The following is a 24,163-nucleotide window of genomic DNA, read 5'->3' as shown; positions in this document are numbered from 1 at the left end:
CCCTACCTGCGCTCGGATTCCAGCGCTCGTTGTTGCTCCTCGTGGCCACACCCCAAAACTCGCAGCAAATGTGCCCTGATGATCCGGTGGAGAACCTCGCTAGCGCCGGCAAGGCTGCTCGCCGGGTGGTCTCGCGTTCCGTGTGCGAGATCATTTCGCACCATACGTAAAACATTCTCGGGTACCGGCGGGTCTGCAGTTGAATTCTCTTCCAACACCGCAGCCCTCACCTCCGCTACAAGAGCCAGCGCATCGAGCTCAACTTGCACCGAGCTCGGAGGAAGCATCTCGATCAACTGCTTCAAAGCGGCGTCGAGACCTGACGTAGCTCGGTGACCGAGCGCTGACTTCGCGAACTTCCAGTCCTTACCGGTCAAACTTGAGCCTTCAAGTTTGCGTATGGAGTCCAGATGCTGAAAGAAGTTCCAGCGCTTCAGATTGTGGCTCCGCTGGTTCGATCGGATCGCCTCTTGGTTCTCGAAACCGTGCAGACTTTCCAGGCATTGCATCGCGAATAAGTAGCGGCCACGTGGGTGCTGATCCTGGTCCATCATCCCCGGCCGGTAGGTCTGCAGAAGTGGATTTCCCGCAGACCTGGCCTCCAGTGACGCACGAATCAAATCGATGGGCGAGACCTTCGAGAACTTCAACGCCGCTCCCACTCGCGCACTGTCGTCCTTGTTGGAGTGGAACACCTCTTGACTAATTCCCGCGGCGAAAAGCTGTGCCACAGCGTCCAAACGTCCCTCGGCGTGCAAGTCCGGTAGTAGTCCGAGATAGGTAATCCTTTCGGTCTTGCCGGTGGCGAGCGACGCCACGTCCCTAAGGGGCTCGATCCACAGATCGATCCACGCTTGAATCCCTATGGGCGAATGCTTATTGAAGCGCATGAGCGGGATGTAGCGCAGTCTGAATTCGTACGGATCGTGCATGCGCGCGGTCATGTTGTACTCGTGGCTGACCTCGATCTCTGAGTCGGTCCACACCTGCTTACTGTCGCCGTTCCCCTGGACCGTCCACTCCCCTCCCGCCCAATCCTTAGTCGGATAGCGGATGGTCTCCAGCGGCGTTTGACCGCCGAGCACATCGAGGGCGGTGATCTGAACTTCGGCACCGAGGAACCGGAACTCGTCGCTGGGCGGCAATTCGACTCCGACGACTGCGGCGCTTGCCCGCACCCACGACACTTCGTTGCCCATGATCGTTATTTGCGCGCCAATCAGGGCAATGTCGAGCCCTTGATTGACCAACCGGCCGCGCAGCAGCGGAAAGTCGAGATACTGCGGAAATGTACTTGACGTTTCACCGCTTTCTGGATGAGTGATCAACTTCCCAGTAACGCCGTGGACCGTTCCTGTAGGTGATCGCGACGCCACGAGATCGACTGTTCCGGCGTGCGTCTGCACTTCACCGTCTGAGTCCGAGACATGCCATTCACAGGGATAGTCCCCCGGTTCGATGGTCGACAGATTCAGCGCGGAGGGCATTCAAAAGTTCCTAATCTGAGTCAATTCGAGAGCACCTGTTTGATCTGCGGCCGTTGCAGCAATGCTCATCGTCCTCTGTCCCTAGGTTCACGGTTCAGCTGTCCGTCTCGGGTCGGTTTAGCTTGAGGTGACTCGGTCAATCGCCGCCCCTTCGACTTGGCAACCCCGACAGTGTCGGCGTGGCGTGCCTTAAGAACCTCTTTGATCTCCTCGGAGATGTCAGTGCGCGCATCGACTTCCGCGTTGTACGCCTTGCGTTGCTCACTGGCCGTCAACGGCCGCGTGCGCTCGGCAACCGAAACCGGTGACGTCGCCGGAGCAGCCTCGGACACGGGCTGCAACCGTGCACGCACAGCCGCGAGTTCGATTCGCGCCAACGTCTCCACTGTCGACGCTCGGGCCAGATCCCCTGCGGCGCGGTGCGCGTCCGCGATCGCTTGCACTGTCTTGGTCAACTGATGCAACAGCAGCATGTACCCCGCGGCCGGATCGGTTGTCCCCACTTGCAGCAAGATCAGTGCGGCCCCGCCTGCGGACAGTCTTTTAGGTGACACCGGGGCACGCTGGTGCGCTGAAATCTGCGCCGAGTCGGCCAAGGTGCGGGCGGCTGCTGCCAGTGGTCCCGGTGTCGGTTCCATCCGCGCCGACCATGCTGCGAACACACCTGATGTGCGGCCCGCAGCGCGCGCCCATTGCGCGGTATCGGTGGTCGGTATCGACGCCAGATAGGCGTTCCACTTGCCGATGTCCTGGGCGGCGCGGGCGATCAGCTCCGGGTCGATCGGCGCGCGTTCGCGGCCATTGCTCACGGTCACCGCTGTACCGCGGCGCGTTGCCTTCCATTCCGCGGCCGCCGCTGTCCGTGCGTCTTCGCTCTGATCCCACTCGTCCCGCAACCGCGGCAACGTGAGGTCCTTCGACAACCGTCCGCCGCCGTACCAGACCGGTCGTCCGCCGTTGGCTCGCTCGGCCGGTGTCGGCGTCGTGGCAACGGAGTATCCGACGACCTCGCCGGCGGTTCCCTTCTCGTAGCGCGGGCGCACCAACAGCTTCCGGGCGCGCAGTCGTCGCACGAATTCCGCTTCGGTCTTCGATGCCGTCGCGCACGCACGCACCGTCCGCTCCATCGCCTCACGCGCAGTCTCCGGCGCGTTCGCGCGGCGGGCGCGTGCCGCTTCGGCGGGTTTGATTCCGCGGTTTCCGCGTTCGGCTTCGCGCGAGGACAGGACCACCAACTGGTGGCGGTGTTCGAGAACGTTGCAGGCGGTCTGGGCACGCTTGAAATCGTTGAAGGTGTTGACCTTCGTACCGTCCTCGCGGACCGCCGATGCAGCGATGTGGATGTGGTCGCCGCCCGCGGTGGTCTTGCCGTGACGGATGGCCACCCAGCGGGCAGGTGCGCGTGGAGAGTCCGGGTCGTCGAACCCCATCTCCTTCATGAAGTCGGAGGCGATCGCAGCCCATTTCTCGTCCGAAAGTTCACCCTCGTCGGGGTTCAGTGACAGCGAGCAATGCCATACGTTCTGATCCGATGTCGCATCGGCCAACGCGACCGACCGGGCTATACCGTCGTCGATCGCAGCGTTCATCTTCCGCTTGCTCGTGACGGTCACCTCGGTACCGAACACCACCCGAGCAGCGTCCAACTTTCCAGCAAGCTCGATCGCGTCCTCGTGTGACAGCTCGCCCGATGGCGCCGCGTACATGATGGTTTCGTGGCCGGCGACGACGTGCGGGTTCTCGTGCTCGTTCGACTTGCCCGGCCCGGCGAGATACACCACGAGCCCGGTCATTTTCGCGCCCCGAGTGATGTTCGGAATCAACGCCCGACCAGATCCCGTGGGAGTCGTTCGAGTCGATCGAAAACCCTGCGCACCGCATCCACTGCCGCAGCCGTTTCCGGTGGCACCTCGCCCGTCGCGTTCGCGACCTTCGCGAGCTGGTTCAGGTTGCGGCCGACCGCAGCGATGAGCTTGGTGACCGCGAACAATTCAGTCAGATCCTCACGCGACACCGACGCCCGCGGAGCCTTCAACGCCGAATCAGCAAGTAACCGCGCCACCGTCACACCTTGCACCCGTGCAGCGGCCTGGACCGCGAGCTCTTGCTCCTCGGTCAGCTTCACGACATGTCGGTGCATCCGGCCGCCGACGACGTTCGACTGACGGGTGCGCAGCCACCCTGCTTTGGTCTCCCCCATCACCCGCTCCTCAAGTCCGCACCTCACATTTGCCCAGCGCAGCGACCCCACACCTGGGGACCCACACCAACAGTGTGGCAGCTGCCCGCCGAAATCGCCAGATTTAGGGCACCCAAGTAATAGCTTGCTCCGCCCGCGCATCGCTAGTGGCTCGCGGAGCATGCGGAGTGGGTCGCCGGAAAAGATGCTCAGGACGAGCGCCGCGAGTTTCCGATTCCGTGCACGGAAGATCTGCGGCCGCCGAAGGCAAGATGCGGTTACACACCCAAAAAGAGACGGGACGGTCTCTAGACTTTGGTTCATGACATCGTCCGGTGCGAAGCACGTATTCATCTCCTACGTCCGACAGGACGCAGCAGAGGTAGACAAACTGTGCGACCTGCTGAAGGCCGCCAATATCCCGTACTGGCGCGATCGAGATTCACTAGGCCCGGGTGACTCATGGCAACGCGTCATCCGCGATGCGATTCGTGACGGTAGCGCTGTCTTCCTGGCTTGCTTCTCCGAGAACCAGCGGTCCAAAGAAAAGTCAGTCATGAACGACGAGATATCCATAGCCGTGGAGGAATACAGGCAACGCCGCCCCGGGAAGACCTGGCTCATACCCGTACGTTTCGACGACGGCGACATCGATGATTGGCCCCTCGGAGCCGGGCAATCATTGCGCGGAATCAACTACTCCGATCTCTTCGGTGACAGGTACACCACTGAGGCTGTCAAACTCATCGCAAGAATCCAGGACGTGTTCGGCGGGCCCACCTCCGATCCCGCAACGATCCAGGCGTCCGTCAAACAGCTGTCCGAAAAGGATCTGCCGGCCAAACTGCGAGAGCTGACGAAGACGTTCATTCTCGACCCCACCAAGCGCATCGAGCTCGATGACCTAGTCGCCTCCGAGACTCAGCGCGTTCTGGCCGAACTGAAATCGACAGATCGGTTTCCGCTCAATGTCACAGCGGACAACGCCGACCGCGATCTAGATCTACTCATAGCTGAACTGGCCACCGACTATTGGCACCTCATCGAACCACTGTGCTGGTCGCTTCAAGTCGCAGCCCGGTACGCCACCAAGGCCGAACAACTGACGCCGTGGATCCGCGCCCTCAAAGCACTGCACACATATGCCGCCGAGATGGTCGGCGGACGAACCGTGCTCATAAAGCTTCGATACATGCCGATGCTCGCCTACGTCGTAACCGCAGCTGTAGCCACCGTCGGTGACGAACGCTGGGACAACTTCCGCCAGCTCCTCATCGAGACCACTGTGCCGGTCCGCGCAGGAGACACCACCGTGACATCAGTTGCCGAGGCGGTCGACTTCTATACCCCGTTCGCCGAAGCGGGGAAGAACGCACCCAGCGCACTCGCGTACGCGGCGGACGGTGACAAGTACACCCTCGAATCCGCACTAGCCGCCCTTCGGGGGCAAAGCATCCCGTACAGGCTGCAACCGACTGCGGACTGGATGTGCGTAATGCTCCGCCCAGTATTCGCCGGCCAGTTCGCCGACAACGACTCCTACGAGAATGCGTTCGACCGCGCAGAAATAATGCTCGGACTCGTCACCACGGACATCATCAGCATGTTCGCAAAGCAAAACCCTGAATTGGCCTGGCTCAGCGGCACCCACTGGTTCGGACGGTCCGCCTGGCGGTACAAGCACAGCAGGACTAACCCCGTGGACGAGTACGCCCAACTACTAGACACCGCCGGAACCAACTTCGGCCCGCTGAAGGCCGGGCTCTTCGGTGGCCAAAGGGACCGCGCGGAGGCCGCAATGACGAGCTACGCAGAACAACTCGCCAAGGTCTCACGCGGATACTGGTGACCATCGTCCAACTCTGAAGGTTATCCCCGGTTGTGGATTCGGATCCGATTGTGGGTGCCTGAGATCAAGCGGAGCGGCCCGGAAACTCTCGGACATCCACATGAGGACCAAGTCCGATCCACAGTTGGGGGCAACCACAAGGTTCCGTCCTGCACCCGAATGGAAGCGGCCGCAACAAAGGCGATCGGTGGTTACATTCAAAGATGGCGCGACGCGACAGCAAACCAGAACCCACACCAACAAAGGCGTGGTGGGTCGTCGGCGGCATCGGCACATCGACGGCGGCTGGCCTCGTTCTCTTCTACCTCTTCGCATGGCAGCAACAAGGACCGTTCGGAAACTTCTACTTACAAGGAGTGACCGGGCAGCAGCTCTTCGATTCGGCGCGCACGACGGTAGCTCTCATCGGAATCATCGGCCTTGGCGGAGCAGGCTTCCTCGCCTACCGCCGCCAACGGACGAGCGAGGAAGTGCAACTGACTGCCCTGAATTCCCACAACCTTAGCGCCGAGCAGTTCCGACACGAAGCCACACGAACCTTGCGTGATCGATACACCGCCGCCGCAGAGCAGCTCGGATCGGAATCTTTCGCTATCCGACTTGCCGGCGTGTACGCGATGGCCGCCTTAGCTGACGATTGGGCGGCGGCCCGGAAGCCGAGTGAACGTCAAACATGCATCAACGTTCTGTGCGCCTATCTACGCACACCGGAGCCCGTTGAGCCGGACGGCTCCGTCTCCAGAGGGGTGGCGCGTGGATGGATCGCGGCTCAGGCAAACCGGTGGCGAGATCAAAGTGCGGCCAGCCTCATTCTGATCAGGCAAGAACAGGAGGTCCGGCAAGCTATTCTGTCGGTCATTGCGTCGAAGACGTCCGACTATCCCGATCCCGGGGAAGGCCCATGGTCACCGTGCCGATTCGATTTCACCGGTGCCGCGCTCGGCGCAGTGGCCTTCAGACACTGCCGGTTCGAGGGCCAAGTCATCTTCACCAACGCCACCTTCACCGGGACCGCAGACTTCAGCAACAGCATCCTGTGCACCGCCGATTTCACCGGCGCTCACTTCTATGAGACAGCACAATTTTCCGGTGCGACCCTCGACTGGAGGGTCGAGTTCGAGCGGGCAACATTCGCCGCAGATGCAATCTTCAAGCGCACTCGGTTCGTGAAAGAAACCTCGTTCATAGGCACCGCATTTCGCGGCAACCGGGTGGACTTCCGGAAAGCAAGTTTCGAACCGGATGGATCGACCTACGTTCAACCCCAATGGGTCAGCTCGACGACTGTCCTCGACTTTTCCGACGCCCAGTTCAATGGGACCGTGTTGCTAACCGGTGATGCTCTCGCGAACGCACAATCAATCGTTTTTCGTAGGACCACGAAGCCGTGGAAGGTCATTCCGACCGTCAACTGGAATGAATCTGCTCTGCCGCAGAACATCCAACCGCGGTCATGGCCTCCAGCCCCCGACAGTCCAGAAGGCCGAACTTCTAACATCGTTCGAGACGCGGAAGACGATGACGTATCGACGTCGCCGGCGCCGGCGCCGGCGACGGACACAGGGAGCCGAGTTATGGCCCGAGTGCGGCGAATACTTCGTCATTAGTGCGACCGCAATCATGCAAAGGCGTCGAGGTCGAGCGCGATTTCAACGCCGTCTTTTTCGACGACGATCTTCGGGTGCACAGCACCGGTCGCGGCGAGGTACTGCCGCAGCGTCGACAGCAACAGGTCGTCACGGTTCTCGATGCGCGACACCGCACCTTGATTCGTTCCGAGCAACGCGGCCATCTCCACTTGCGTGAGGTTGCCGGCCTTACGGATGTCGGCGAGACCTTCCGCGTACACGCGGTTCATCGCCTCTCGTTCGGCCGCGAACTCGACCACCGTCTCCGAGATAGCGGGCTTGGTACGTAGCTGTTCGATCCGGTCGTTCGCGCGCCGGAACGTCTTCTCGCTCATCACTGCTCTCCTTCTGCGGTCTCTCGTAGCCACCGCTCGATCGCGACATCAGCCCTGGCACCGACACCGTCGTAGAACACATCACCCATCCGCGCCTTGTCGGCCGCAAACAACGCCACCACCACCGAGTTGCTGCCCGGCGGGAACCAGCAGATCAACCGCAGCGCGATCTGCGCATCGAACGGATGCGCAGTCCGCCACACCGGAAACTTCTTCGACTGCCGCACCCGCTTGAGGTCCGGCCGATCCTCCGCCGCGGACCATCGAGCTCGCGCAGTTGCACCAACGCATCGGTCACCCGAGCAAGCACCCGCACCGACGCGGCATCACCCGCGTCGGCTTTGGCCTCGACGCGATCGAGCCAGTCGAAGAACTCTTCCGGTGCATCAACATCCACCACCTAAGTATACCGCGCACGGCATATGCCGCACAAGACATACAGTCGGCGGTGCGCGTGCATATGTCGGTTGTATTCGATAGCGTTGCCTTCGGATATCGGGCAGCCGTGCGGGCCGCCCGAGACCGCGTCAGAAGCAGCGCCACACATCGATTGTGTGTGCGCTCTACGCCGTCTCCGAAAGGCCCGCACATGTCACTCTCACCGCTCGACCCGTCCACCGTCCGCGCCGCCGCGCAAGCCGCCCTCGATGCCCGCCTCGGTCTCATCGACGCGATCGTTGCCGCGCAGAACGAACGCACCGCGGCCGCAACGAAGGTCGCCGAAGCGAACGCCGTCGAACGCGCAGCAGGCGCGAAGGAACTCGCCGCGATCAAAGCCGCACTCGACGGTGGTTGGTCGGCCGCCGAGCTTCGCGCGTCCGGTCTCAAAGTCCCGCACTCAGCAGCCACCAAGAAGACCGCCAGCACCCCTGCGGCAACCAAGTCCGGCAGCTCACGTACACCGCGCGTGCGGCCGGCGGTAGCCACCACCAGCGAGCAGACCGCTACAGAGGCGACGCCGGACACCGGGCAGTCGCCGGATACCGATCGCACAGGATCAGGGCAGAGCGTGTCGGGCGAGAACTACGCGAACGCGAGCTGACCCGATGGGCGTCCTCAACACAGGTGTGTGGCTGTTGGTGTTCGTCTCCATGTTCGCGATCGGTGCGGCCGGTATCCGCTTCGCCTTGATGCCGTTTGTATGTGCGCCGATGGACCGGCTGTCGAAGACCCTGTTCGTTATCGGCGGCGTCTGCGCACTCAGCGTCGCCGTCATCCGACTGCTGCCTCTCGATGCCGCGTTCTGACCGCCGGCCACACCGCGTACGTGCCGTGCCGAATCCTCGACCCGAAGGCCTTCCCACATGACGACAACCGAACACTCCACACCCGCCCACCGACCACCTCCGACCTCGCCGGGGTCCGCTGCCCTTCTTTCTGTCGAGATCGCCACTCTCGATCAGTACGGCGACCCCGGGTTTGTGCACACCCGCGGGCACTTCTTCACCCATTCCACTGCGGCCCGGTTCGCGATCACGCAGGCCGAAGCGGTGACCGCACTGCGCGAGGCCGACGAGCTCGCGGTCACCATCAACCGGGAGGGCGAGGGTCACACCGAGACCGATGTTTTCGTGGTCGGGTCGCCCGGTGAGATCGCGTGCGCGTTGGCGGCCATCCCGAACTATGCCGCTGGTGTCCGCGGCGCCGAACTCTCCCCACCGGACTATGTCCGCGCGGCCGTTGCGGCGGTGCTCTCTGCGCGGCCGCCGCTCCCCGACGGACATGAGCGGGTCGATGTGCTCGAGGTTCAGGTCCGGTCGGTGCGCCCGGATCCGCTTCCCGACTCGACCTCGGTCTTCGGCGACTACCCCACGTCGCTGGCGCGGCAGGTGGCCGGTGAACTCGTCGACCAACTGACTGCGGCCGCGCCGGGCCGATTGGAGGGCGCGGTCACCGAGATCGACGCCCGGTCGATCGTGCTCGTCGCGCACAGCGTCGCACTCTCCGATACCGACGCTGCCGCAGTGGAGCGGTACGGGCAGATCACCCGCCTGCGCGCGAACCTCGCGGCCTTGGATTCGGTCGTCGACGCGCACCAGGTCATCGAATTGACCGCGCAGCTCGACAGGCTGCTCGCGCACACTGTTCGCTTCGCCGGCGGCTCCGCGCCGGCAGACGGGGCGCGGGCGTGACCGGCGGCGGCCGCGATCACGGCGGCGCTCTGTCTGAGTCCGACCTTGCGGAGGTGGCGGTACTTGCCGAACTCGGATCGCCGGAGGCGGTGACGGCGTTCGAGCTGATGCGGCACACGTTGCAGCTGGAGACTGCGCCGCGTTTCGTCGAACTGTTGGCAACGATCAACCGGTTGTCCGGACCGGGTTTCGAAGTTCGGGCATCGTTGGAGCTACTCGATGCGGTCCGTGATTCCGGGGATCTCGACCTGGTCGAACTGTTCGCGCCCTCGCTCGACGATCCCACCGGTGCGCTCGCACTTGCGCAGCTACTGCGGACGTATCACGGTCACGACGACTGACCAGGCAGCCACCTCGAACACGACGCAGCGCCTGACACAGAAGGGTGTCAGACGCTGCGTCGTGTTCGGGTACGGCCTCAGGTGGCCAGTGCGACAGGTAACTTACTGCGGCCAGCCGCGGGCGAGCATGGCAGTGCCGCGGTGTAGGTCGTTGAGGCCGTCGACGATCATGCTCAACCAATTGGTTGCGGTGGGCGGGTTCGGGACGAGTGTCGACGGAACTAGGTTTTGGGCGTCGTCGTCGAGCTCGTTGAAGTCGGCTGGGTAGTCGGTGGCCGCGCCGTCGGTGACGTTCGGTGCACCGGCGATGTCGTAGGTGATCTGGTAGACGATCTCGTGCTGGTTCGGTTCCTCGAACGTCGCCGACAGTGTGAGGTCGCCCCACTTCTGGCGGTCGTAGGTGATCACCCCGGTATCGAGAGCAGCTTGCAGGAGCCAGTGTTGCTGCAGCCGCAGCAGCGAGTCGTTCCCGGTGGGGTCTTTCACGCTGTCGTCGAGTTCGTCGACACGCTCTGCGTGCAGTGTCAGCAGCGGCGGTTCGACGGTGATGTCGTGGGTGCTCATAGCCGTGTCCTCCGCGGTGTAGGTGTGGGTGACGACGAGGACTCCGGTGTCGGTGTGCAGGTTGGCACTGTCCCCGAGTGCGTCGACGAGCCGATCGGCGAGCAGGGCAGCATCGGCGGCGAGGTAGGTGCCCAGTGTCGTCCATGTCGCTGGGTCGTAGGACAGTTCCGATGCCGAGCACACCTGCACGGTCAGCGCGTCCGGGCCGGTGTCGGCGGGCTCGAGGTCGCGTGCGGCGCTGCGGACGGCGGTGATCGTGTCGCGGACGTGCGCCGGGAGTGTGTCGTCGGTATCGGTGGCGTGTTCGTCGGTCATCGCTGTCGAGCTTGTCATGCCGGGTTCTCGTTGTTCTCGGTGTGTGCGCTTCGGAACTGGTTCAGCCGGTTGAATGCTGCGCGTTGGCGGCGGCCGTGTTCGAGCATGTGCTCGAACAGGTATTCCTCGGGTGCTTCTTCGGCGGCCTGCATGATCGCGGCGGCGGCGGTGTGGAAGCTGCGCCGGTAGGACTGGGAGAGGACCATGTCGGCGTAGTGGGTGGCTTTGTATCCGTCGGCTCTGGCCGTGATGACCTCGTTGAGCCTGCGCCGCACATTCGCGTCTTTCTCGCCGTCCGCTCCGGCTCGAACGAGTGTGATGGTGACGCTCGCTGGGTCGTAGTGCTCGCCGGCGGTGATGAGGTCTGCGATGACAGTGAACAATCGCCCGTACGCGGTGATCTCGAAGTCGCGGTCTGCCAGGATTTCGGCGATCCGTCGATCTTCGGTCGGCAGTCCCCCGGTGTGATCACTCCACATCAGGGCGCACAGCAGCAGCGCTTCGGGGTCGGTGGCGGGATCGTAGGCGAGCTCGTCCGCGAGGGAGGTGAGGACCTCGACCACCGCTGCGGACGACGACTCCTCGTTCTGTCCTGCTTCTTCATCCGGTGTGGGGACTGCGCGTAGTGCGTTCATCTCACAAGGCCTCGTGTTCGGGTCGCGGCGATCTCGGACGGGTGGGGTTTCAGGGTGTGTCGAGAGCGCCGGCCAGGTCTTGGCGTACGGCGTCGAGCACAGTCGCGACGTCGGAGAGGCGGTGGGCCAGGCCCGCACGGCCAGCGGTGGAGTGGTCCACGTGTGCATCCGTGACGGTGGCGGTCACGACGCGATCCTGTCGTGATCCACTCGCGGGATCTCGCTCTCGGAGACCGGCGCGCTGCGCTGCTCTGCGTGCAGTTCGGCTTCGATCTGGCGGTCGATGTAGTCGGGGTCGAGGGTGTAGACGGGTACGAGTCGCATGGCGGGTGCCTCCTTTAGTGGTTGCCGAGTGGTCAGGCTGCTGCGAGTTTGTCGATTGCGTCGATCCGGAAGCCGCTCCAGTGGGTGTTGTCGTCGACGACCACGACGGGCGCTTGCAGGTAGCCGAGTTCGCAGGTGACGTAGTGGCGGGCGGTGTCGTCTTCGGTGATGTCGACGATCTGGTACTCGAGACCGCGCTTGTCGAGCCTGCTTTTCGTGGCGTCGCATTGTCCGCAGTTCGGTTTGGTGTAGACGGTGATCGGCATGATTGTCTCCGTTTCGGATGTGCTCGATTGGGTTTCATTCTATCGAATATACGGCCGTGTGTCTAGATTTATTCGACTACGCTAAATACATCAATATTGTTGTTGTCGAGCACTTTTCGTCATTCCACGTGAACCACATGCAGCACCTCCAGCCACCCTTTGGAACTGGCCGAGCGGCCTGTCCGTGTTGCTGTGCCACGTTTTTTTCGCCGTGATCTGGCGCAGGGAAGAGACAGCGGTGGACGGGTGGACGCCTGTCAATGCTTGGGCCGGGCAGTTTTCACCGCGTGCAGGGCGCGTGTGGGTGTGAAAAGTGTTCGGAGCCTTGGCCGGAGCTCGCGACGCCAGGGGTTGACCGGTGGTGCCCGGAGGCCGCATTCTCGTTCGAAGCCAGATGCCGACAAGAACGTTCTTCCCTTGTCGTGAGGTACGGAGCGAGCGGAGTTCAGTCCGGGTGCCGGCCGAAGGTCGGCCGGTAGGGTGCCGGGTATGAAGCGCTCGAAGGTCGAACACGCATTGTCGAAAGCGGTGGTGAATGCCTCGCCTGCGCCGTCTGATCTCGCGTTGGATGCGATCGTGGCCGGTATTCCGGTGGACGAGACCCGTCCGGAGTCGGCCGGCGACGTCGATGTCACCTGGCCAGCCCGTCCGACCTCTCTCTGAGCGCTTTCCGCTGCGTTCACCCCGGGTACAGGTGGGCCGCCTGCTCCGGGGTGGGCTGCTGGTCGAGTTCGCGCTTGTCGGTGTGAGGGCTCGATGCCCGAAGCACCGACCCCACGCCGTGAGCCGAGCTGCCGGGCGCGGCCACCTCGGCGGTGAGGGACCGCGCCCGGTCTTTGTCTAGGTGTAGCTCTGGACTCGGCCGATGTGGTCGGCGACGTAGTGCGGGGTGATGACGGCGATGACGTCGCGGATGAGTTTCGGCGGTGCGCCTCCTTGCAGTGCGGTGTCGAGCAGTCGGGCCAGGCTCGGCATCGGAGTCGATGGGGTGGTCTCCCGGTTGACGGTCTCGATCGCGATACCGGCGGTTGCTCCGTCGCCGACGGCGTAGTGGAACAGCCCTGCGAGGGTGAGGGCGTGCGCGCGGGCGGTTCCGGTGAGCCTGGCAGCGATGCGGACGAACGTCTCTCCTGCATCGCGTGCGCCGTGGGTGGCCATCGCGAGGAACGCGTCACGTACTTCGGTGTGCCCGGTGGACAGTGCGAGTCCGACGCGGGCGGTGAGGTCTGCGCTGGGGATTTCGCGGGCGTGGATCACGGCGGCGAGCTCGTCGAACGTGACGGGTAGGAAGTCCTCCCCCATCGTTGTCGCGGCGGCCAGCCCGATCGATTCGGGGATGGCCGCGCCTTGGTCGAATCGTGCTGCGATGTCGCTGCGGCGGCCGGTGCTCGAGACGCCTTCCTCGACTGCCATTGCTGTCGCTGCTTCGCTGAGGGCGGGGTCGGGCACGATTCCGTCGGTGTTGCGGTCGAGGTCGGTGTAGATCGTCCCGGCGGTGAGGCTGTAGACGTGCAGGGCGAGAAGGGTGTCGATTGCGGATCCGGCCATTGCTTCGCGGATCGCGTCGAGTCCGATCAACGCGGCTCCGGCGTGTGCGGGGTCTGCGATGGCGGCGAGGATGACGGCGGTGACGGGTTGCCCGTCGATGTCTTGGCGGGCTGCGGCGGCCGCTAGCCGGGTCGCTGCGGTTTCGGCCCCGAATGCGTCTACTCGCATCGCGGCTGCGACGAGGTGGCCACCACCAGCGGCGTCCTTGGCGAGGGCGATGACGACGACGGAGTTTTCGGGTGTGAATCCGAGTAGTGCGGGGATGGCGGCGAGGGTGTCGGCGGCGGTGGCGAAGGAGATGCGGTCTTGCGTCATGGTGAATGCCTTTCGGTGTGTGCTGAATTGGGTTGCAGGACGGGCGGTGTGGGTTAGTTGCGGAGTTCGCGGCGTGCGGTTCGGCGGTCGCGTCTGGCGCTGGCGCGTTTGACGGTGCGGCGGATGGCGGGTTTGCCTTGGCGGTGGACGAGGATGTCGATTTCGTCGGCGGTGCTGGGGTGTTGTGCTCGCATGGTGACCTCTCCCTCGTGACGGTGGCCGGACCTTCGCCCTGCCAATTTCTTTTGCCGTGGTGGCTGGGGAGAGAAATTCAGCGCACGGGGCCGGAGGGTCAACGGTCGGGCCGGGGAAGTTTTCACGCGAGCGCAGCGAGTGTGGGTGTGAAAAGTTTTTCGGAGCCCTTGGGCCGGCGTCAGCCGCCGGCGGTTGATGCGCAGGTCACGGGTGCTGAATGCTCGGAGAAGCCACCGACGTCGAAAGAAATTGATGCTTTTCAACGCTGTTGAGAGCGGAGCGCAGCGGAGTTCCATTCGGGGCGGCCCGCAGGGCCGCGTGTGGCCCGCCAGGGCCTGCCTGTGAACCGGGTGCCTTGCTGGTGGGACGCCTGCGCCGCCGGAGCGTGGGCTCGACGGCGGCGCGGTGTGGGGTACGGCTGCGAAAGTGATTGTGCGGGAGCGACGGAGCGTGACCTGGCTCGGTGTCGCGGTAGCGCTGGTGTTGTGTTTGTTCAGTTGTTGCGGTTGTTGGTGCGGGTTTCGTGGGCGGTTTTGGCGGTGTCGATGATGCGTAGTCCGTTACCGAAGCAGGGGCTGAGTATTTCGTTGGTGATGCTGTTGTTGATTGCGGCTTTGGTTGCCCAGGTGAGGGCTGCGGTTGCTGTTATGAGGATGGTGGGGAGGGTGATGCCGTTGTTGGTTGTGTTGAGGATTGCGCTGATGGTGAGGGTTATCAGGGCTGCCCAGGTGAGTGTGCGGGCTGCTTCGAGGAGTGTGAGTTTGCTGTAGTGGTATTTCTCGGCTGTGTGGGTGTAGTGGTCGGCGAGTTCTGGTGTGTAGGCGGTCCAGAGTTGTTGTTGGAGTGGACGAAGTTGTTTGCGTGTTGTGGCGTAGTTGTAGGGGACGAGGAGGAGGGGCATGTCGTAGTGCTCGATGGTGGTGCCTCCTGTGGTCGTGGTTCGCTCGGTGTCGAGCACCGGTGGCCGGAAGGGTCAGTCGTGGTCGTGGTCGCGGTTCTTTAGTTCGTTGATGTGTTTGGCGTTGTTGACGTCGTTGATGGTGTCGGTGGCGTGTGTGGTGTTGAGGTTTTTGTTGGTGTGGTGCAGGTGTGTGGCGAATGCTGTTGCGAGGAGGGGGAATGCGACTTCGATGATGCTTATGTGGTTGCTGTCGCCGTTCCAGATGTGGAGGACGTTGTAGGCGGCGGCGGTGAGGGCGAGTAGGCCGAGTGTGTATTCGCTGAGGGTGTAGAGGGTGATGCGCAGTTGGGAGTAGTGGTGGGCGTGGTCCATGTATTTCTGGACGTTGTCTGCGGTGTAGTTGCTGCGGAGTTGGCGTCGGCGTCTGGTGTGTTCGCCGTGGGCGGTGAGGATGTTCATGAGGCCTCTTGGATGATGCCGCCTGCAAGGATGAGCATGCCGGTCAGTGTTTGTCTGGGGTGTTGTGGGCGCGGTCGATGATGTCGTCCATCGCGATTTCGTCGAGAAACGTGGGGGCCCTTTCGGCGCGGATTCGGCGTAGGAAGTACACCGGTACGGCGGGTACGAGGATCGCGGCGATGGCGATCACGATGGTGGTTGTCGTCGACAGTGATCTGTCTGTGGCGACTGCTGCGATGACGAAGATTGCGCTGAGGATCCAGTGGAGTTGTGCGTTGTGGAAGTTCTTCGACGACGAGGGTCCGACGGTGTAGCGGTACTGGTAGTACATTGCGGCGACGATGTTGCCGGCCGCGAACGCGGCGGCGACGATGCGTGCGAGATCGAGATTGCGGTCCATCTGGGTGCCTCCTCTGTTCCTGGGTCGAGACCGTTCAGTCGCGGGTGGAACTGTCGTTGGTGCGGTGAATCCAGCGACGGATGATCTTAGGTCCGACCAGGAATGCAAGCGGCACGAAGACGAAGACCGTTATCGCTGCGGTGACGCCGATCATCGTCCAGTAGGTGGTGGTGCTGACCGGTGATTCCGGTGCGAGCCCGCCGGTGTTCGCGGTGGGAGCGCTGATCCACAGGACGAGGGCGAGGACGCCGATGGCGACGAGGCCTGTGAGTGCGCGAAAGATTGCTGCGTTACGGGTGTTGTGTGTCTTCGTCATCATGTGGTTCCCCCGGTTGATGTCGTGAGTGTGGTGGTGATGGTGCCAGGTGGGTGCGACAGGTTCTTCCTGCTCGGGTCCGCCTGGGGCGCCGTTTCAGCTGGTGAGTTGTTTGCGTGTGACGTTTTCTATCGCGGTCTTGGCTGTCACGTAGATACGGTCGGGGACGGTGATCAGGCCGTCGGAGAGGCGCTGGACGGTCGTCATGGCGGCTTGGCGTTCGCCTGCGGCTGCGGAGTCGTAGAGGGCGAGCTCAGGCAGGATGTCGAGCAGGGTCGATGCCCCCTGAGGTAGTTGCTGTTCGTAGTTCATGTGCCTCCCCCGAATGTTTTGTGTAGCAGTCATTCCGCCGAGATGGTTCCTATTTATTGTATGCGGTTAAATAGGGCTGCGCAACCATTTATTGTAGTTGGTAAAATGGGTGTATGACGCAGCGTGGTAGGCCGAAGTCGGAGGGTCCGACGCTTGATTTCGTGGTGTCGGTGCGTTTCACCGAGTCGGAGCATGACGAGGTCACCCAGGCCGCGGGCGCTGCGGGGGTGACGTTGAGTGCGTATCTGCGAGCTCGCGGGGTGGCTGCGGCGAGGCGTTCTTTCCGCCGTGGCCAGTAGGCGTCCGACTTTTGAGCCACAACGCAGGCCGCGCTGCGCGGGCCTGCGGGATGGTTAGTTGGTGTTGAGTTCGTCGAGGTAGCTGCCGTCGCTGATGGCCGGTTGCTGCTCGGCCGGGCCGGGTTCGTCGCCTGCGGCCGGCGCTGATTGTTCTGTGGTGGCGGGGATGAAGTGATCGGGCTTGGTGAGGTAGGGGTAGACGCCGGTTCCGGGTGTCTCGTGTTCGACCATGACCAGGCCCTCGTCGTGGATTTCGCGGATGACGACGACGCTGGATGCGCCGGGGGCGATGTGGACGCGGTCGCCGATGTTCATGTGTCTCCTGTGTTCTGGTCGAGCGTGCGTTCTATTGTCTCGCGTCACTGGTGGTGGTTCAGTGCATGGGTGTGATGGCGTCACTTGGCACCCATTGGCTTTGTAAGTCCAAGTGGCCCTTGCCGTTTCCTGTGGGTACGGTGAAGTTCACGCATGCGAGCCATGCCCCGTTGGCGAGCCGTGCCCACGCCAACAACGTTCCTTGGACCTTGACGTCGACGGTGAGGGCCTCGGCTCGGACCTTGAGCGGCACGCCGTCGCGGAACGAGGTGCTCGAGGATCCTGGCAGTGCCGCCGATACGGAGACGATGACCGGTCGGGGCGGGTCGACGATGCGGCGTGTGGGCGGGTCGAAGGTGACGGGCCAGCGGGCGAACAGGTCGCCGGCAGTGTCGTGTTGTGTGGTCATTGCGCGGCCGCGAGCGTCCGGCTTGTGGCGGCGGTGAGTGCTGCCTGGTCGTCGGTGGCGGCCGTCCAGTTGAGGTGTTGGTCGGTGCCGAAGGTGGGTGCGGTGAGGGTGTAGCGGCCGGTGCGCTGGGGTGTTCCGCGGCCGTGGACGGCGGTTTCGACGGTGATCGCACGTAGGCGGCCTCTGCCCTGCTCGATGCCTGCGACTGCCACGGTCCGGGATGCAATGGTGAGGTCGAGGCCGGGCATGCGGCCGTCGGTGGTTATCAAAACCGAAGCGTGACTGCGACATCGGGCTAACAATGCACGAGCTCGGGTCGGTGGGATGTCACGGCCGCCGAGGGTGGTCACGACGATGTCGAGGCCATCGAGGCAGATACTGGCGGCATCGAGAGCCGTGTCCGGGTCTCCGGGATCCACGACAGCGACTCGGGCGAGGTCGCCTCTGTGTTCGTGTACGGCGAGTAGCCCGAATTTGGGTTGCCCGATGATCGCGACGTGGTGGCCGGCGGCGGTCGCGGCGGCAACGAGTCCGACGAGAACGGACCCGGCTCCTGTGACGGAGAGGGCTGTTCCACGGGCCAGAGCGCCGTGTGGGAGTAGATCGGCCATCGGCAGGGGTACTGGGATGGTTCGAAGTGTTCGAGACCGGACAGCGGGCGTGAGGGCGTTGCCGTCGCTGGCGCCGTCGACAGCAGCTGTGGCGACGTTGGGCGGCGCGGGTTTGACCGGAGGTTCGGCTGGTAGGTCGGTGGGTGCGTGGTCGCGGCGTCCGGGGATGGAAGCCATTCGCATGCGGAGGGCGTCGAGCTGAGCTGTTTTGTCGAGTCCGGTCAGGTCCGGGATGGGGTCGGCTGCGGCCATGGAATCGACCTTTCGCCGTGTCGGTGGGACACTCCGAATCTACTCGAACGCGTGTTCGATGTCGAATACGGGAAGTGGAGGCGCAGGTAGGTACAGCTCGGACGCGATGTGGAGCCAGGGGTAGCCGTCGGGGAGATGGCGATACGCACGCAGTGTGGCTGTGACCTGCCGCAATGCCGAGATGACGTGCGGATCGTCGGGGTCGAAACCTTCGTCGCAGATTGCTCGTCGCTCGTGATCGTCCATATCCGATTGGACGCGGCAGTTCGTCGGTTGGTTCCGCCGACTGTCATTCATGTGAATGATTTCGAGCCACGCACCCGGTGTACCGGGGTGCGTGGCTCGTCGGTCGAGTTTGGGTGACGGTGTTCGCCAGTGCGCCTCTCGGCAGGTGGCCGCTCGTAGCAGCTGATGGTTGGTACCCGGGGCATTGGGATCGAACCCGTCGATCTGGTCAACAGCGTTGCGGGCCCGTTCTATTCCGGCATCGCGGCAGTGACAGTCGAGCTGCGAGGGAACTGGTGGCCCCGCCCGGTATGGGCGGGGCCGGGCTGTGTTCAGGCGGTGCGGTGTGTGGTGAGGAAGTGTTCCCAGAGGTCATCTGGGATGTTGGCGGGTGCGGTGTAGTGGCCGGTGGCGCTGAGTCCGGAGCCGGGTAGTCCGGCGTGGTGGATGTCGGCGTGAAGGCCTCCCAGGTTGTGGGTGGCGGCGTTGGCGCCGCGGTTGCGTGCTTCGGAGGCGATGGCCGTCAGGCGATCGGGGACGTGGTTCATGGCGAGTTCCTTTCGAGGTTCGGATGAGACGCAGCGGTCTGACGTGGCGAGGGTGGCCTGTCAACCCCGAAGAGGGAGCGTGCGAGCGTGGGTTGATGGGTCGGGGTCCCCGGCATGTCAGGCTGAGGCGACTCGTACGACCCCCTTGGTGACCACTGGAAGCGACCCCGCAAGGGGGCGATGCGACCGCTCGCGGTCGCCGATCCGATCCGATCGGGTGGAGGTTACGGCTGCAGCTGGTGTTCGGCGCCCCGGTCGATCTCGTGTGGTGAGGGCCAACAGGCAACCTGCCCAACCCTTTCGGGCTGGGCAGGTGCGGATCGTTCTCTAGTGGGTGCACCAGAACGATCCGACCGGGATGGCCGCGCCTGGCACTCCTGCACACCAGGTGCAGGTGGTGTCGTGTGCGATGCGCCCGAGCACTCCCTCGGCCTCCTCGATGAGCAGCGGCAGCTCTGCTGCGCTGGCGAGCGCGAGCGCCTTGAGCGCCCAGCGCTTCGCGCGGGGATCTTCGGCGGGCAGCTGAGCGGCTTCGCCGATGAAGTGGGTGATGATCTGGTGATCGTTCATGACTTGGGGACCTTCCGGAAGGTTCGGATGAGACGTCCCGGTCGGACAGGCTGAGGGTGGACTGTCAACCCCGAAGAGGGAGCTTGCGAGCGTGGGTTGATAGGACGGGCCCCCGGCATGTCAGGCTGAGACGGCTCGTACGACCTCCTTGGTGACCACGGGAAGCGACCCCGCAGGGGGCGATGCGAACGCGGCACGCGTTCGGTCGGTGTCGGGCGCGGACAGCAGCATTCGGCCGGTACACCGGTGCTGACCCCGCCCGGTGTGGGCGGGGCCGTGTACGGGTCAGTCGAGCTGGAGCGAGACCGTGTCGGCGGCGACGACTGCGTCGTGGCGGTCGGGAAGCATGCGAGATCCTTTCGAGGTTCGGATGAGACGCAGCGGTCTGACGTGGCGAGGGTGGCCTGTCAACCCCGAAGAGGGAGCGTGCGAGCGTGGGTTGATGGGTCGGGGTCCCCGGCATGTCAGGCTGAGGCGGCTTGTACGAACCCCTGGGGTGACCACTCGGTGCGGCCCCGACAGGGGCCGGTCCGGCCGTTCACGGCCGGGGTGGTTGACCTGCGGAGTGTTCGGGAATGCGGTGGTGGTGCCGCCGAATCCGTTGTCTCCGATGCTCGCCAGTCCGGGCGCGCCGCCGTCCGGAGCGCAGTGGGTTTTCGAGTGGAAGTGGGACGGATGCCGCGCCGTGGCCTCGGTCGCCGCTGGTGTGGTGAGGTTGTTCTCCCGCAACGTCAATGACGTCACCGTCTCGTATCCGGAGACGGTGGAGGCGCTGGGCGCTATGGCGGCGGGCCGGCCTCTGCTCGTCGACGGTGAGCTCGTGGTGCTGAACGCGGCGGGGCAACCTGATTTCGGGTTGCTGCAACGCCGGATGCATGTCGCGCGGCCTGCGGCTGCGTTGCTGAGGTCGGTGCCGGTGGCGTATTTCGTGTTCGACGTTCTCGACGTCGACGGCGAATCTGTGCGGCATCTGCCCTATCTCGAGCGTCGACGCATTCTCGACGGTCTTGCATTGGCGGATGGGAAGGGTGTGCAGGTGCCGCCTAACATGACCGGCGTCGACGGCGCGACGTTGATGGAGATCGCGGCTGAGCACGGTATCGAGGGCATTGTCGCCAAGCGCGTCGATTCGATTTTCCGTCCCGGGGTTCGTTCGAAGTCGTGGGTGAAGACGCCGATCAGGATGAGTCGGGATGGAGTGATTTGCGGGTGGGTTCCCTCGGGCGGCCGCGCCGGTGGCCCGCTCGCGGCGCTGTTGCTCGGTGCGTACGACGACAGCGGCGATCTGGTGTATATCGGCAGTGTCGGAACGGGTTTCACCGATCTAATGCGGCGCGAACTCCGCGCAACCTTGCACGCGATCGCTCGTCCGGACAGCCCGTTTACGGTACCGGTCCCACGCAGCGAGACGATCGGCGCAACGTGGGTCGATCCGGCGTTGGTGGCGATAGTCGAATATCGCGAGCAATCAGCCTCGGGACGGTTGCGGCATCCATCGTTCAAAGGCGTCAGAGGCGATATGAACAGTACTCACGTTTCGAAATGAGTCGGTGCGCACTGTGTGCATTGTCGCTGGTTACGCTGTAGAAAGATTTTCATTCGATTCCGTAGGAACGAAAGGCAGCGATCTCAGACGTGGCGAGACAAACGTATGTGCAATTGGTCGACGATATCGACGGGTCGGTCATTTCCGACGACGATTCCGGGGAGTCGATCGAATTCTCGGTCAGCGGAGTCGAGTACGTCATCGACTTGAAGTCGAAGAATGCCACCGAGTTTCACCGCAAACTCGGCTACTACATCGAGCACGCGACACGGGTCGGTGGCCGCAAGCGTCGGGCTACCCCGGCTGTAGCGTCCTCGCCGTCGACGGCGTCCGCACCGACCGCCAAGCGAGATCCAGCGCAGACTCGGGCGATCCGGCAGTGGGCAGCCGACACAGGTTATGAGATCAGCGATCGCGGCCGGATTCCGGCGGAGATCGTCGAGGCGTTCGAAGCAGCCCACTCATGCTGAGGTGAGACGCCCGTCCCGGTGCTGGTAGCCGGTGGGTGCGCGTTCGCCGGGGGTGCTCGAGGGGGCGCCGCAGGCCCCCCTCGACCGACGCCGGGAACGAAACAAGGGGCGGGGAAGCCGGTGACGGTCTCCCTCGCCCTTCGTCGTGCGGTTACTCGGTCTCGCTGGGTTGTGGGCTGTCACCGGTGCGTGTGGTGAGGGCGTCGTACCCCTGTTCCGGTGTCAGCTCGCCGGTGGCGACGTTCTCCACCGGGGCGAGGGAGTGCCCGTGGTGATCGAGAAAGCCCAGGTAGTTGTCCTGGTTGCCGAAGCTGCTGCGCTTCCACCAGTCCTTGCCGGTTCCGCTCAGGCGTGCTTCGTATGCGGCCAACACCTGCGCGAGCTGGATGACCTGGGCGCGGGCCTCGGATGCTTTGTCGACTACCGGGGCGATTGCTTCACGGGCGGCGCGGTCCTCGGTTCCGGGGTATCCGGCGCTCGGGCCGGTCACCGCAGGAACGCTCACGCCGAGTAGCTTCGCGAGGAACTGCGGTGCCTTGTTCTGGGTGAGTAGACCGGGCTCGTCGACGAGGGTGTCGGTGATCCATTTTCCCGCGCCCTTGGGCAGTGTCTTGCGGGTCAGGAACTTGGTGAGCCATTCGATGCGGACTTCGGTCGCGATCACCGATGCCTTGTTCAGCTCCTTGGTGCGGCGCAGCGCTGCCCTCTGTGCCTCTTTGTGGGCGGCTTCGGCGGCGAGGCGTTTCTGCTCCCGTGCTCGGGCGACGGCGGCGGCGTCGTCGGGATCGACCTCGGCGGCCTCGGCGTCGGCGTCGGCTTCGGCCAGCGCTGCGGCGAGGATCGGGCCGGGCTGCACACCGGCAGCGGCGGGGTCGGTGGTGAAGTACTCCGCTTCCCAGACCTGTTCGGTCGTGATGTCCTTGTGGTGGTGGTAGCCGGTCGCGGCTGTGGCGTCGGGGTCGTCCTCGGTGCCCCAATCGATGCTGTTCTCGCTGATAACCTCCCCTGTCGCGGTGAGGGTGAACCGTTCGCCCTTGCTCAGCCACACCGACCACGCAGTGGGGTGCGCCTCGATCACCTCGGCGGTGATTGCTCGCTGCGCTCCGTTCTCGCCGTCGGCGGGGACCACCAGGTCTTCGGCGCGGAACTGACCGTCGGCGAAGATCGGTTCGGCGTCGGCGATGGTGAAGCCTCGTTCGGCGTACGGCTGCGCGGCGGTCGCGCGTTCCTTACGTTCGGCGCGGTCCGCCAACAGCCGCTTGGCGGTGCGCTCGAAGGCGTAGCGATGCACCTCGAGCAGTTCGCAGACTGCGTCGTGGTCGCCTTCGGCGTCGAACGTGGCGAGCACTGCCGCTTGCTCAAGGTCGAGCTGGCCGCCGTCGAGGGCGTCGAGGGCGGTCTGCGACCGTCCGGCTGCGGCAGCGGTTTTCACCTGCTCGCGGGGCATCTGCACCGCTTTGCTGATCTTGGTTGCCGATACTCCGAGTTCGAGCATGCCGGTCACGGCTTTGGCTCGCTGCCCTTGTGTGAGGTCGGTACGGCGGTCGTTGGCAACGACCTGCTGCGACAGTCGGGCGATTTCGCGTGCCTTCGCGTTTCCGGTGACGCTCCGGATCACGACGGGCACTGTCTCGACTGCGGCTTCGATGCTCGCAAGAACCCGCTGCTGACCGTCTATGACGACGACGGCTTCGCCGTCGCGGATCGCGGAGATTGCCTGTAGCACACCGTGTTCGCGGATGCTGTCGACCAGTGCATGGAACTCGGGCGTCTCGGTGTCGACCTGATCGCGGACGTTCGGTCCGACCTCGAGGGTGGAGGGGTCGAGGCGGGCGAACTGCTCGCCCGCCTCCGCCGTCGACGTGGTGTCGACGGCAGGGGCTTCGGTTGCAGCGGTAGCGGTTTCGGTGGTGCTGTTCTGAGCGGTCATGGTGTGGGTGTCTCTTTCCTGGTAGATTCTGGGATCGGAGACACCGGGCAGATAGGACCTGTCCGGTGTTTCTTCGTTTCTCGCTCGGGTGTGGGTCAGTCGCCGGTGGGGCCGCTGTGGTGTCCTTCCTGGTAGGCGGTGGTGATCTGGTGTTCGCTCGCGCCGTTCTCGCGTGCGATGCACGCCCATTTCGCGGCCTGCTCGCGGTGCACCGCCTCGGTGCTGGCGTTCGGGTCGACGGCGGCGCGGTCGGCGTGTGCGGTGTAGGCGACGACCTGGTTCAGTGCGTGCGTGCGAACCTCGGCCGGGACGGTGGCGACTGCGGCCATGATCGCCCGTTCGACTGGCTTCGCGGCGCTCGTGCTCGCGGGGTGGCTCGTGCTGGAAGGGATGGTGGTGACCTCGTGCATGGGGTGGGTTTCCTCTCTCCACTGGTGACCGGACTGTGTTGTCCTGCCACGTTTTTTCGCCGTTTCTGGCGTGAGGA

At 64.0% G+C, this 24,163-nt stretch carries 35 protein-coding genes; 10 read left to right on the top strand and 25 right to left on the bottom strand.

Annotation, left to right across the window (positions count from 1 at the left end):
• Positions 1 to 2: 2 nt before the first annotated feature.
• The 3 genes from CH289_RS27640 to CH289_RS28470 all read right to left on the bottom strand — a co-directional run bounded on the left by CH289_RS27640 (position 3) and on the right by CH289_RS28470 (position 3,687).
• Positions 3 to 1,487, bottom strand: coding sequence for an ApeA N-terminal domain 1-containing protein (locus tag CH289_RS27640; protein WP_143545147.1), 1,485 nt, complete (start codon positions 1,485 to 1,487; stop codon positions 3 to 5).
• A 65-nt stretch (positions 1,488 to 1,552) separates the two neighbouring features.
• Positions 1,553 to 3,280, bottom strand: a complete 1,728-nt coding sequence (locus CH289_RS27635) for a relaxase/mobilization nuclease domain-containing protein (protein WP_256977619.1) — start codon at positions 3,278 to 3,280, stop codon at positions 1,553 to 1,555.
• 26 nt (positions 3,281 to 3,306) lie between these two features.
• Positions 3,307 to 3,687 (bottom strand): plasmid mobilization protein, encoded by a 381-nt coding sequence (locus tag CH289_RS28470; RefSeq protein WP_179276889.1) that lies wholly within the window; start codon positions 3,685 to 3,687, stop codon positions 3,307 to 3,309.
• A 301-nt stretch (positions 3,688 to 3,988) separates the two neighbouring features.
• On the opposite strand from CH289_RS28470, the gene CH289_RS27625 reads away from it, so the two are divergent.
• Together CH289_RS27625 and CH289_RS27620 are read left to right on the top strand one after the other, a co-directional pair.
• A complete protein-coding gene (locus CH289_RS27625; protein ID WP_256977618.1) occupies positions 3,989 to 5,515 on the top strand; it encodes a toll/interleukin-1 receptor domain-containing protein in 1,527 nt (508 codons plus the stop codon).
• 203 nt (positions 5,516 to 5,718) lie between these two features.
• Complete coding sequence (locus CH289_RS27620; RefSeq protein WP_094729107.1) at positions 5,719 to 7,122, top strand: pentapeptide repeat-containing protein; 1,404 nt, start codon at positions 5,719 to 5,721, stop codon at positions 7,120 to 7,122.
• Between the two features lie 11 nt (positions 7,123 to 7,133).
• Here CH289_RS27620 and CH289_RS27615 read toward each other — a convergent pair whose 3' ends face one another.
• Together CH289_RS27615 and CH289_RS28890 are read right to left on the bottom strand one after the other, a co-directional pair.
• Complete coding sequence (locus CH289_RS27615) at positions 7,134 to 7,478, bottom strand: helix-turn-helix domain-containing protein (RefSeq protein ID WP_094729131.1); 345 nt, start codon at positions 7,476 to 7,478, stop codon at positions 7,134 to 7,136.
• Positions 7,478 to 7,681 carry a hypothetical protein gene (locus tag CH289_RS28890; protein WP_256977617.1) on the bottom strand — a complete coding sequence of 68 codons (204 nt, stop codon included), beginning with the start codon at positions 7,679 to 7,681 and terminating at the stop codon, positions 7,478 to 7,480. Before CH289_RS28890 ends, CH289_RS27615 begins: the two co-directional genes overlap by 1 nt.
• A gap of 386 nt (positions 7,682 to 8,067) precedes the next feature.
• On the opposite strand from CH289_RS28890, the gene CH289_RS27605 reads away from it, so the two are divergent.
• Genes CH289_RS27605 through CH289_RS27590 form a run of 4 tightly spaced genes read left to right on the top strand, consistent with a single transcriptional unit; the run spans position 8,068 to position 9,951 of the window.
• Complete coding sequence (locus CH289_RS27605) at positions 8,068 to 8,520, top strand: hypothetical protein (RefSeq protein WP_094729105.1); 453 nt, start codon at positions 8,068 to 8,070, stop codon at positions 8,518 to 8,520.
• A 4-nt stretch (positions 8,521 to 8,524) separates the two neighbouring features.
• A complete protein-coding gene (locus CH289_RS27600; RefSeq protein ID WP_094729103.1) occupies positions 8,525 to 8,725 on the top strand; it encodes a hypothetical protein in 201 nt (66 codons plus the stop codon).
• 57 nt (positions 8,726 to 8,782) lie between these two features.
• Positions 8,783 to 9,610, top strand: a complete 828-nt coding sequence (locus CH289_RS27595) for a hypothetical protein (RefSeq protein ID WP_094729101.1) — start codon at positions 8,783 to 8,785, stop codon at positions 9,608 to 9,610.
• Positions 9,607 to 9,951: a hypothetical protein gene (locus CH289_RS27590; protein WP_094729099.1), complete on the top strand. Its 345-nt coding sequence runs from the start codon at positions 9,607 to 9,609 to the stop codon at positions 9,949 to 9,951. The genes CH289_RS27595 and CH289_RS27590 overlap by 4 nt, the downstream gene beginning before the upstream one ends.
• A gap of 102 nt (positions 9,952 to 10,053) precedes the next feature.
• On the opposite strand, the gene CH289_RS27585 is transcribed toward CH289_RS27590, so the two are convergent.
• Genes CH289_RS27585 through nrdH form a run of 5 tightly spaced genes read right to left on the bottom strand, consistent with a single transcriptional unit; the run spans position 10,054 to position 12,055 of the window.
• Positions 10,054 to 10,848 carry a hypothetical protein gene (locus CH289_RS27585; protein ID WP_256977616.1) on the bottom strand — a complete coding sequence of 265 codons (795 nt, stop codon included), beginning with the start codon at positions 10,846 to 10,848 and terminating at the stop codon, positions 10,054 to 10,056.
• Positions 10,845 to 11,465, bottom strand: coding sequence for a DnaB-like helicase N-terminal domain-containing protein (locus CH289_RS27580; RefSeq protein WP_094729095.1), 621 nt, complete (start codon positions 11,463 to 11,465; stop codon positions 10,845 to 10,847). The genes CH289_RS27585 and CH289_RS27580 overlap by 4 nt, the downstream gene beginning before the upstream one ends.
• 49 nt (positions 11,466 to 11,514) lie before the next feature.
• Positions 11,515 to 11,652, bottom strand: a complete 138-nt coding sequence (locus CH289_RS28465) for a hypothetical protein (protein WP_179276888.1) — start codon at positions 11,650 to 11,652, stop codon at positions 11,515 to 11,517.
• Positions 11,649 to 11,789 (bottom strand): hypothetical protein, encoded by a 141-nt coding sequence (locus CH289_RS28460; RefSeq protein ID WP_179276887.1) that lies wholly within the window; start codon positions 11,787 to 11,789, stop codon positions 11,649 to 11,651. Before CH289_RS28460 ends, CH289_RS28465 begins: the two co-directional genes overlap by 4 nt.
• A 32-nt stretch (positions 11,790 to 11,821) precedes the next feature.
• Complete coding sequence (nrdH, locus tag CH289_RS27575) at positions 11,822 to 12,055, bottom strand: glutaredoxin-like protein NrdH (RefSeq protein ID WP_094729093.1); 234 nt, start codon at positions 12,053 to 12,055, stop codon at positions 11,822 to 11,824.
• A 489-nt stretch (positions 12,056 to 12,544) separates the two neighbouring features.
• Between nrdH and CH289_RS28455 the strand changes: the two genes are divergently transcribed.
• Entirely contained in the window at positions 12,545 to 12,718 is a 174-nt protein-coding gene (locus tag CH289_RS28455; protein ID WP_179276886.1) for a hypothetical protein, read from the top strand.
• 177 nt (positions 12,719 to 12,895) lie between these two features.
• On the opposite strand, the gene CH289_RS27570 is transcribed toward CH289_RS28455, so the two are convergent.
• From CH289_RS27570 to CH289_RS27545, 7 genes are all read right to left on the bottom strand, one after another.
• A complete protein-coding gene (locus CH289_RS27570; protein WP_094729091.1) occupies positions 12,896 to 13,918 on the bottom strand; it encodes a DUF4192 domain-containing protein in 1,023 nt (340 codons plus the stop codon).
• Between the two features lie 53 nt (positions 13,919 to 13,971).
• On the bottom strand, positions 13,972 to 14,112 hold the full coding sequence (locus CH289_RS28450) for a hypothetical protein (RefSeq protein ID WP_155291694.1): 141 nt from the start codon (positions 14,110 to 14,112) through the stop codon (positions 13,972 to 13,974).
• 494 nt (positions 14,113 to 14,606) lie between these two features.
• On the bottom strand, positions 14,607 to 15,071 hold the full coding sequence (locus CH289_RS27565) for a hypothetical protein (RefSeq protein WP_094729088.1): 465 nt from the start codon (positions 15,069 to 15,071) through the stop codon (positions 14,607 to 14,609).
• Positions 15,072 to 15,086: 15 nt separating this feature from the next.
• On the bottom strand, positions 15,087 to 15,473 hold the full coding sequence (locus CH289_RS27560) for a hypothetical protein (RefSeq protein ID WP_094729086.1): 387 nt from the start codon (positions 15,471 to 15,473) through the stop codon (positions 15,087 to 15,089).
• A gap of 43 nt (positions 15,474 to 15,516) precedes the next feature.
• A complete protein-coding gene (locus tag CH289_RS27555; RefSeq protein ID WP_094729084.1) occupies positions 15,517 to 15,873 on the bottom strand; it encodes a hypothetical protein in 357 nt (118 codons plus the stop codon).
• Positions 15,874 to 15,907: 34 nt separating this feature from the next.
• Positions 15,908 to 16,189 carry a hypothetical protein gene (locus tag CH289_RS27550; RefSeq protein ID WP_143545144.1) on the bottom strand — a complete coding sequence of 94 codons (282 nt, stop codon included), beginning with the start codon at positions 16,187 to 16,189 and terminating at the stop codon, positions 15,908 to 15,910.
• 96 nt (positions 16,190 to 16,285) lie between these two features.
• On the bottom strand, positions 16,286 to 16,501 hold the full coding sequence (locus CH289_RS27545; protein ID WP_094729080.1) for a hypothetical protein: 216 nt from the start codon (positions 16,499 to 16,501) through the stop codon (positions 16,286 to 16,288).
• A gap of 113 nt (positions 16,502 to 16,614) precedes the next feature.
• On the opposite strand from CH289_RS27545, the gene CH289_RS28105 reads away from it, so the two are divergent.
• A complete protein-coding gene (locus CH289_RS28105) occupies positions 16,615 to 16,800 on the top strand; it encodes a plasmid mobilization protein (protein WP_143545143.1) in 186 nt (61 codons plus the stop codon).
• Positions 16,801 to 16,854: 54 nt separating this feature from the next.
• Here CH289_RS28105 and CH289_RS27540 read toward each other — a convergent pair whose 3' ends face one another.
• The 6 genes from CH289_RS27540 to CH289_RS27515 all read right to left on the bottom strand — a co-directional run bounded on the left by CH289_RS27540 (position 16,855) and on the right by CH289_RS27515 (position 19,730).
• Complete coding sequence (locus CH289_RS27540; protein WP_094729078.1) at positions 16,855 to 17,115, bottom strand: hypothetical protein; 261 nt, start codon at positions 17,113 to 17,115, stop codon at positions 16,855 to 16,857.
• 58 nt (positions 17,116 to 17,173) lie between these two features.
• Positions 17,174 to 17,524, bottom strand: a complete 351-nt coding sequence (locus CH289_RS27535) for a hypothetical protein (RefSeq protein WP_094729076.1) — start codon at positions 17,522 to 17,524, stop codon at positions 17,174 to 17,176.
• Positions 17,521 to 18,387, bottom strand: coding sequence for a hypothetical protein (locus CH289_RS27530; protein WP_094729074.1), 867 nt, complete (start codon positions 18,385 to 18,387; stop codon positions 17,521 to 17,523). The genes CH289_RS27535 and CH289_RS27530 overlap by 4 nt, the downstream gene beginning before the upstream one ends.
• A gap of 39 nt (positions 18,388 to 18,426) precedes the next feature.
• Positions 18,427 to 18,633 carry a hypothetical protein gene (locus tag CH289_RS27525; RefSeq protein WP_094729072.1) on the bottom strand — a complete coding sequence of 69 codons (207 nt, stop codon included), beginning with the start codon at positions 18,631 to 18,633 and terminating at the stop codon, positions 18,427 to 18,429.
• 311 nt (positions 18,634 to 18,944) lie between these two features.
• On the bottom strand, positions 18,945 to 19,160 hold the full coding sequence (locus CH289_RS27520) for a hypothetical protein (RefSeq protein WP_094729070.1): 216 nt from the start codon (positions 19,158 to 19,160) through the stop codon (positions 18,945 to 18,947).
• Positions 19,161 to 19,487: 327 nt separating this feature from the next.
• Positions 19,488 to 19,730, bottom strand: a complete 243-nt coding sequence (locus CH289_RS27515) for a hypothetical protein (protein ID WP_094729068.1) — start codon at positions 19,728 to 19,730, stop codon at positions 19,488 to 19,490.
• A gap of 610 nt (positions 19,731 to 20,340) precedes the next feature.
• Here CH289_RS27515 and ligD point away from each other — a divergent pair.
• Together ligD and CH289_RS27505 are read left to right on the top strand one after the other, a co-directional pair.
• A complete protein-coding gene (gene ligD, locus CH289_RS27510) occupies positions 20,341 to 21,276 on the top strand; it encodes a non-homologous end-joining DNA ligase (RefSeq protein ID WP_094729129.1) in 936 nt (311 codons plus the stop codon).
• An 89-nt stretch (positions 21,277 to 21,365) separates the two neighbouring features.
• Positions 21,366 to 21,746: a histone-like nucleoid-structuring protein Lsr2 gene (locus tag CH289_RS27505; RefSeq protein WP_094729066.1), complete on the top strand. Its 381-nt coding sequence runs from the start codon at positions 21,366 to 21,368 to the stop codon at positions 21,744 to 21,746.
• A gap of 151 nt (positions 21,747 to 21,897) precedes the next feature.
• Here the strand turns inward: CH289_RS27505 and CH289_RS27500 are convergent, their stop codons facing one another.
• Positions 21,898 to 23,676 (bottom strand): ParB/RepB/Spo0J family partition protein, encoded by a 1,779-nt coding sequence (locus tag CH289_RS27500; RefSeq protein WP_179276885.1) that lies wholly within the window; start codon positions 23,674 to 23,676, stop codon positions 21,898 to 21,900.
• Positions 23,677 to 23,771: 95 nt separating this feature from the next.
• Positions 23,772 to 24,086, bottom strand: a complete 315-nt coding sequence (locus CH289_RS28445) for a hypothetical protein (RefSeq protein ID WP_094729061.1) — start codon at positions 24,084 to 24,086, stop codon at positions 23,772 to 23,774.
• Positions 24,087 to 24,163 lie beyond the last annotated feature (77 nt).

Origin of the sequence: Rhodococcus sp. RS1C4, assembly GCF_002258225.1 — a bacterium.
In the GTDB taxonomy this organism is placed as follows: Bacteria; Actinomycetota; Actinomycetes; order Mycobacteriales; family Mycobacteriaceae; genus Rhodococcoides; species Rhodococcoides fascians_E.
The sequence above is the reverse complement of the archived record's forward strand: the minus strand, read 5'-3'. Positions and strand labels throughout refer to the sequence as shown.

What these genes read in the sequence shown, in the direction of transcription:
- CH289_RS27640 (WP_143545147.1), bottom strand. Translation starts at nt 1,487, where the DNA reads ATGCCCTCCGCGCTGAATCTGTCGACCATCGAACCGGGGGACTATCCC.
- CH289_RS27635 (WP_256977619.1), bottom strand. Translation starts at nt 3,280, where the DNA reads ATGACCGGGCTCGTGGTGTATCTCGCCGGGCCGGGCAAGTCGAACGAG.
- CH289_RS28470 (WP_179276889.1), bottom strand. Translation starts at nt 3,687, where the DNA reads ATGGGGGAGACCAAAGCAGGGTGGCTGCGCACCCGTCAGTCGAACGTC.
- CH289_RS27625 (WP_256977618.1), top strand. Translation starts at nt 3,989, where the DNA reads ATGACATCGTCCGGTGCGAAGCACGTATTCATCTCCTACGTCCGACAG.
- CH289_RS27620 (WP_094729107.1), top strand. Translation starts at nt 5,719, where the DNA reads ATGGCGCGACGCGACAGCAAACCAGAACCCACACCAACAAAGGCGTGG.
- CH289_RS27615 (WP_094729131.1), bottom strand. Translation starts at nt 7,478, where the DNA reads ATGAGCGAGAAGACGTTCCGGCGCGCGAACGACCGGATCGAACAGCTA.
- CH289_RS27605 (WP_094729105.1), top strand. Translation starts at nt 8,068, where the DNA reads ATGTCACTCTCACCGCTCGACCCGTCCACCGTCCGCGCCGCCGCGCAA.
- CH289_RS27600 (WP_094729103.1), top strand. Translation starts at nt 8,525, where the DNA reads ATGGGCGTCCTCAACACAGGTGTGTGGCTGTTGGTGTTCGTCTCCATG.
- CH289_RS27595 (WP_094729101.1), top strand. Translation starts at nt 8,783, where the DNA reads ATGACGACAACCGAACACTCCACACCCGCCCACCGACCACCTCCGACC.
- CH289_RS27585 (WP_256977616.1), bottom strand. Translation starts at nt 10,848, where the DNA reads ATGACAAGCTCGACAGCGATGACCGACGAACACGCCACCGATACCGAC.
- CH289_RS27580 (WP_094729095.1), bottom strand. Translation starts at nt 11,465, where the DNA reads ATGAACGCACTACGCGCAGTCCCCACACCGGATGAAGAAGCAGGACAG.
- CH289_RS28460 (WP_179276887.1), bottom strand. Translation starts at nt 11,789, where the DNA reads ATGCGACTCGTACCCGTCTACACCCTCGACCCCGACTACATCGACCGC.
- nrdH (WP_094729093.1), bottom strand. Translation starts at nt 12,055, where the DNA reads ATGCCGATCACCGTCTACACCAAACCGAACTGCGGACAATGCGACGCC.
- CH289_RS28455 (WP_179276886.1), top strand. Translation starts at nt 12,545, where the DNA reads ATGAAGCGCTCGAAGGTCGAACACGCATTGTCGAAAGCGGTGGTGAAT.
- CH289_RS27570 (WP_094729091.1), bottom strand. Translation starts at nt 13,918, where the DNA reads ATGACGCAAGACCGCATCTCCTTCGCCACCGCCGCCGACACCCTCGCC.
- CH289_RS28450 (WP_155291694.1), bottom strand. Translation starts at nt 14,112, where the DNA reads ATGCGAGCACAACACCCCAGCACCGCCGACGAAATCGACATCCTCGTC.
- CH289_RS27560 (WP_094729086.1), bottom strand. Translation starts at nt 15,473, where the DNA reads ATGAACATCCTCACCGCCCACGGCGAACACACCAGACGCCGACGCCAA.
- CH289_RS27555 (WP_094729084.1), bottom strand. Translation starts at nt 15,873, where the DNA reads ATGGACCGCAATCTCGATCTCGCACGCATCGTCGCCGCCGCGTTCGCG.
- CH289_RS27550 (WP_143545144.1), bottom strand. Translation starts at nt 16,189, where the DNA reads ATGACGAAGACACACAACACCCGTAACGCAGCAATCTTTCGCGCACTC.
- CH289_RS27545 (WP_094729080.1), bottom strand. Translation starts at nt 16,501, where the DNA reads ATGAACTACGAACAGCAACTACCTCAGGGGGCATCGACCCTGCTCGAC.
- CH289_RS28105 (WP_143545143.1), top strand. Translation starts at nt 16,615, where the DNA reads ATGACGCAGCGTGGTAGGCCGAAGTCGGAGGGTCCGACGCTTGATTTC.
- CH289_RS27540 (WP_094729078.1), bottom strand. Translation starts at nt 17,115, where the DNA reads ATGAACATCGGCGACCGCGTCCACATCGCCCCCGGCGCATCCAGCGTC.
- CH289_RS27535 (WP_094729076.1), bottom strand. Translation starts at nt 17,524, where the DNA reads ATGACCACACAACACGACACTGCCGGCGACCTGTTCGCCCGCTGGCCC.
- CH289_RS27530 (WP_094729074.1), bottom strand. Translation starts at nt 18,387, where the DNA reads ATGGCCGCAGCCGACCCCATCCCGGACCTGACCGGACTCGACAAAACA.
- CH289_RS27525 (WP_094729072.1), bottom strand. Translation starts at nt 18,633, where the DNA reads ATGGACGATCACGAGCGACGAGCAATCTGCGACGAAGGTTTCGACCCC.
- CH289_RS27520 (WP_094729070.1), bottom strand. Translation starts at nt 19,160, where the DNA reads ATGAACCACGTCCCCGATCGCCTGACGGCCATCGCCTCCGAAGCACGC.
- CH289_RS27515 (WP_094729068.1), bottom strand. Translation starts at nt 19,730, where the DNA reads ATGAACGATCACCAGATCATCACCCACTTCATCGGCGAAGCCGCTCAG.
- ligD (WP_094729129.1), top strand. Translation starts at nt 20,341, where the DNA reads ATGCTCGCCAGTCCGGGCGCGCCGCCGTCCGGAGCGCAGTGGGTTTTC.
- CH289_RS27500 (WP_179276885.1), bottom strand. Translation starts at nt 23,676, where the DNA reads ATGACCGCTCAGAACAGCACCACCGAAACCGCTACCGCTGCAACCGAA.
- CH289_RS28445 (WP_094729061.1), bottom strand. Translation starts at nt 24,086, where the DNA reads ATGCACGAGGTCACCACCATCCCTTCCAGCACGAGCCACCCCGCGAGC.